This is a genomic window from Exiguobacterium sp. s102, assembly GCF_018618635.1.
In the GTDB taxonomy this organism is placed as follows: domain Bacteria; phylum Bacillota; class Bacilli; order Exiguobacteriales; family Exiguobacteriaceae; genus Exiguobacterium_A; species Exiguobacterium_A oxidotolerans.
In genome coordinates this window covers 1-3,873 of sequence record NZ_JACSML010000015.1, presented here as the reverse complement: position 1 = coordinate 3,873, position 3,873 = coordinate 1, and the positions used below count along the sequence as shown (strand labels likewise).

Sequence of the window (3,873 nt, the reverse complement as noted above, 5' to 3'; positions counted from 1 at the left end):
AAAAGAACGGACGATTCTTCCGCCACTTCTTCGCAAGGTCTTGCTTCGAAGTCCAATCTCGCTCCGGCTTCAAATGGTACACCCACACAACGGGTTGTCCGTTGTGTTCACCATAGACCAAATATCGAGCGACTCGACCGAGCGACATGATGATGTCGTCGGCGTTGCCCGTCGTGATGTCCATTTGGCTATCGCCCTTCGTAATCATCTGAATCAAGAACTCGCCTAACGGCAAGTTCACCGCCATATAGACCGACGTTGAGAACCACGGCTTCACCTTTCCTCGCGAGCGCGTAGGCGCCCAGTTGCGAGGGTCAAGCATCGTGAACCACGAACGCTTCGAGTAGACCTTTGGCGACAGGTCATGGAACACCGTCGCGCGCTCGGTGCCATGCCCGTCAACGAAATCGTCCGTCACCTTGTCGGAGCCGCCACCTGCTGGCTTGAAGATGTTATCTTCATCGTGTTCCACGAGCGCCAACAAGTCCGCCAGCAACGATTTGCCAACCCGTCCCGGTCCGGCAATGTACGTTGTCACCTTGTGGAAATTCCCAGCAAGGCTCATTTTCACGTACTCACTCCACAACTTCGCACGATATTCTTCGAACGCGCTCTCGAACTCCTTCTTGTACTTCAAGTAGCCTCGGTTGCTCGTCATCTTGATGAATCGCTCCCGCACCTTCTTGAACGCTACCGTACCGTCCATGATGCCGTCCACGCACTCCTCAAGGAGCGCCTCCACCTGCTTGCCCGTCACACGATGCTTCGTATCGGTCGCAATCAAGTCCACGTAGCGTTCCTTGATTGGCGTCACTTTGTCCCAGTGGTACCACGTCTTCCGCTCACGGTACGCACTATCGGTATGGTGCGTCAAGTACAGCAGAGCCGACTTGTAGCCGCCCTTCGTCGATAGCACCGGCTGAACGTTGTTCACCCGCGTGTTATTCCCGCAAAAGAGCTTCATCACCGCGCTCTGTGTCTTGTTGTCCTCAAACCGGACAACAGCGTGCATATGCACTGGCTTCGTCTCTTCCTTCTTGCCTTTGCGAATGATGTCCTTATCGTGAACGATGAACTGCAACCACACCGTTTTCTCGTGATTGCCAATCTCCGTCCATTCGTCCGTCACACCCTTAGCCCACTCGTCCGCCGACTTACCGAAATACTTACCCTTCGCGTCGGCGCAGTCATACGGGTAACTCCGCATCACGAACCAACCGCGATGCCGGGCATCACCATAGTCCTTCGCAGGAAAATTCCCGTCATCCAGTTCCGTTCCACCGTCGGCATCTTCCATTTCGTCGTCGGTTGCGTCCGGATCAACACTCGATTCCTCGGTTGAACCTTCCGCAGCCTCCAATTCTTCCTCGTTAAATTCGTTCGACTCGTCCATTCCGTTGGCTTTTGCCATAAAAAAAACACTCCCTCGTCAGATTGCAGACGCGAAAATGGCGTGGCAAATCTCTGTCGATAGAGCGTTTTATATAAAATGAAATTACATTCCGCAAGCAAAATGCGCTTGAGTATGCAATGACTATCTGTTATCATTTTGGTATCAGCCAAATAACAGCATGCTCTATCAGATTCTTCCGCCAAGTCGCATCTGATAGGTATAGGATACCACTTCCACATTCATTGTAGAAGTGGTATTTTTTTGCAAAAAACCACTTTTCGAGTATTTCGCTCTACCCAGAAACAGGCGTTGGGTAGAGTCACCGGTAAGAAATTGGGGTATCGCCGGGGGCGCTTTAACCGTGCCAGTACGGAGTTTATGGCACGCGTTAGGGATAATTCTACCGAATTACCCACTACCCACTACTGCGCATCAATTTTCGTCAAAAAACGAAATTGATGTCACACACCCCCGACGAAACCCCCGTCTCCGGCTTCGCCGTCGAGCGCTTCACGACCTAATCGAACGAAAACCGTGTTCGTTTAGATCGTGACCCGAAAATCCCGTGCGCTCCCCGGCTCCGCCGGGGTGACAAACTCAACGTTGTGGTCCATCGTTGTTTTTTGTCTGTTCCTGTGTAGTCGTCTTCGCTTGCGCTCGCTTCACGCGCTCTCCAGCCTCACGAACGCGCGTCACAATGTGCGCGTCCTTGTCCGTAGCCGTGAACTTCACAGCCAAGTTCGGCGTCACCTGCTCACGCAACGACTTCGTCGTCGCCATGTCCGGGTGCGCAGACATAGCAAGAACAGTCTTCGCTCCATATCTGAAGCCTTTCCAATATTTCGCGCTAAGCTCCTTCTTCTTCGCATCCTCGCTTAACGCAACGGCAGCCTCACGCGCCGCAACGGCAGCCTCTCGCTCAGCCATCGCTTTATCCTGCTCGTCCAGTTCGTCCTGTTTCTCCTTCGCTCGCGCTTCGCGACCGGTCACGTCAGCCTCTCGCTGCGCAAGGGCCGCCGCCTTATCGTCAATTCCACTGATCCGTTCCTCAAGCTCCGCTTCTCGTCCGGACAGTTTCATTTCCAAGTCGTTAAGTTCGTCCTCGCGCTCGCCTACGGCGTCTCGCACTTCGTCTTTGACGATTTTGTAATTATTAAGGTCGAGCGAGAACGTTTGACCCGTTCGTACGATTTCAGTATCGAACGGCATGCCTTTGGCTTCGCCCACCTTCTGAAGTGCTCCCAAGATGCTATCGAACGCCAACTTGTCATTTTCCTCACGATAGAGCCGCATCTTTTCCTTGTTATGCAATTTATAACCGTATTTCATACCAAGCGCAGTATTAAAACTGTCAGTCGGTTTACCGTCTTTCCCTTTAGGTGTTTTGTCCGTAACCGCCATGACCACGATTGCATCATGTCCATGTGGCGTTGACTCGTCAAAATGAATATCACTGTGATAAATCGGGAGCATCGGGAACGTCTCGTTGTGTTTCTCAACGTACTCACGGTAGCCCTCACTGTACGCCTGTATGAGCATCTCGTCAGTAGCTCCAGCCTCTGATAAGTCTTCCCATAACTCGCCTATCGTTTCCTTGTCACCAACATACGTCATTTGGCTCACCGTAGCCCACCGCACGTTCTTTTCCTTCCCGAGCACCTCATTACCTTCAAAAGTAGCGAGATACCCTTCAACCGAGCCGTACCGTCTTTTCGCACTGTTGTTTTGCATGTCATGCTTTCGAACCCAATCACCATAGTGCGCTTCGAGCAATTCCTCACGAGAATGAAAATCGAACTCGACGTTTAAGTGCGAACGTTCGAGATCAATGTTCTTATTCTCATGAGCATACGTTTCCCGATTTTCCTTCCCCGAGTGGAACTTAATATCGGTCTCCGTGTTCGCACTTTTCACTTGCGTGCTTACAGTCATCGCATACGTCGTCATTGTCATTTCCGCCCTTCGCTCGTCTGCTGTAAACGTAAAATCTGCATGTTTACAGTAGTCACTGTAAATTTGATTTTCCTATGTTTACAGTATAGGTCAAAAACGCTTTAAAAACAAGAACATTCGTGCGTGACTGTCAATTAAGTAGACCCGCTACTCAATTGACAGCAAGCTGTAAATTGGCGGGCTCCTCGCTTCGCAGGAGAGTAGGTCAAAATCAAGTTCAAGACCACGAAAAACGAGCCACTCTTTCGAGTGGCTGCGTCCGTCATTCTTCCGGCAATCCGTCGACCTCGACGTACGCGTTCGGGTCTGCGAAAGTTCCTTCCGCATACACCTTCGCAATCACCTTCGCCATGCGATCGCGTTCCGCGAACACTGGCGCCGACGGGTCGTACGGCACATAGCCGACCGTCTGATAATACTCGTACACCACATCGTCCGAAAAGAACGGACGATTCTTCCGCCACTTCTTCGCAAGGTCTTGCTTCGAAGTCCAATCTCGCTCCGGCTTCAAATGGTACACCCACACA

At 51.6% G+C, this 3,873-nt stretch carries 3 protein-coding genes; all 3 read right to left on the bottom strand.

The genetic code is table 11. The features are described from left to right. On the bottom strand, window positions 1–1,411 hold a 1,411-nt coding region (locus KNQ02_RS15415; protein ID WP_214809130.1), incomplete at its 3' end, for a Rep family protein. Between the two features lie 579 nt (window positions 1,412–1,990). Further along, window positions 1,991–3,346: a plasmid recombination protein gene (locus KNQ02_RS15410; protein ID WP_214809126.1), complete on the bottom strand. Its 1,356-nt coding sequence runs from the start codon at window positions 3,344–3,346 to the stop codon at window positions 1,991–1,993. 262 nt (window positions 3,347–3,608) lie between these two features. Further along, window positions 3,609–3,873, bottom strand: a 265-nt coding sequence (locus tag KNQ02_RS15405) for a hypothetical protein (RefSeq protein ID WP_214809124.1), incomplete at its 5' end; no start/stop codon positions are given.

Bases quoted from the DNA above. Each gene is read 5' to 3' on its own strand.
- KNQ02_RS15410 (WP_214809126.1), bottom strand. From the start codon at position 3,346: ATGACAATGACGACGTATGCGATGACTGTAAGCACGCAAGTGAAAAGT.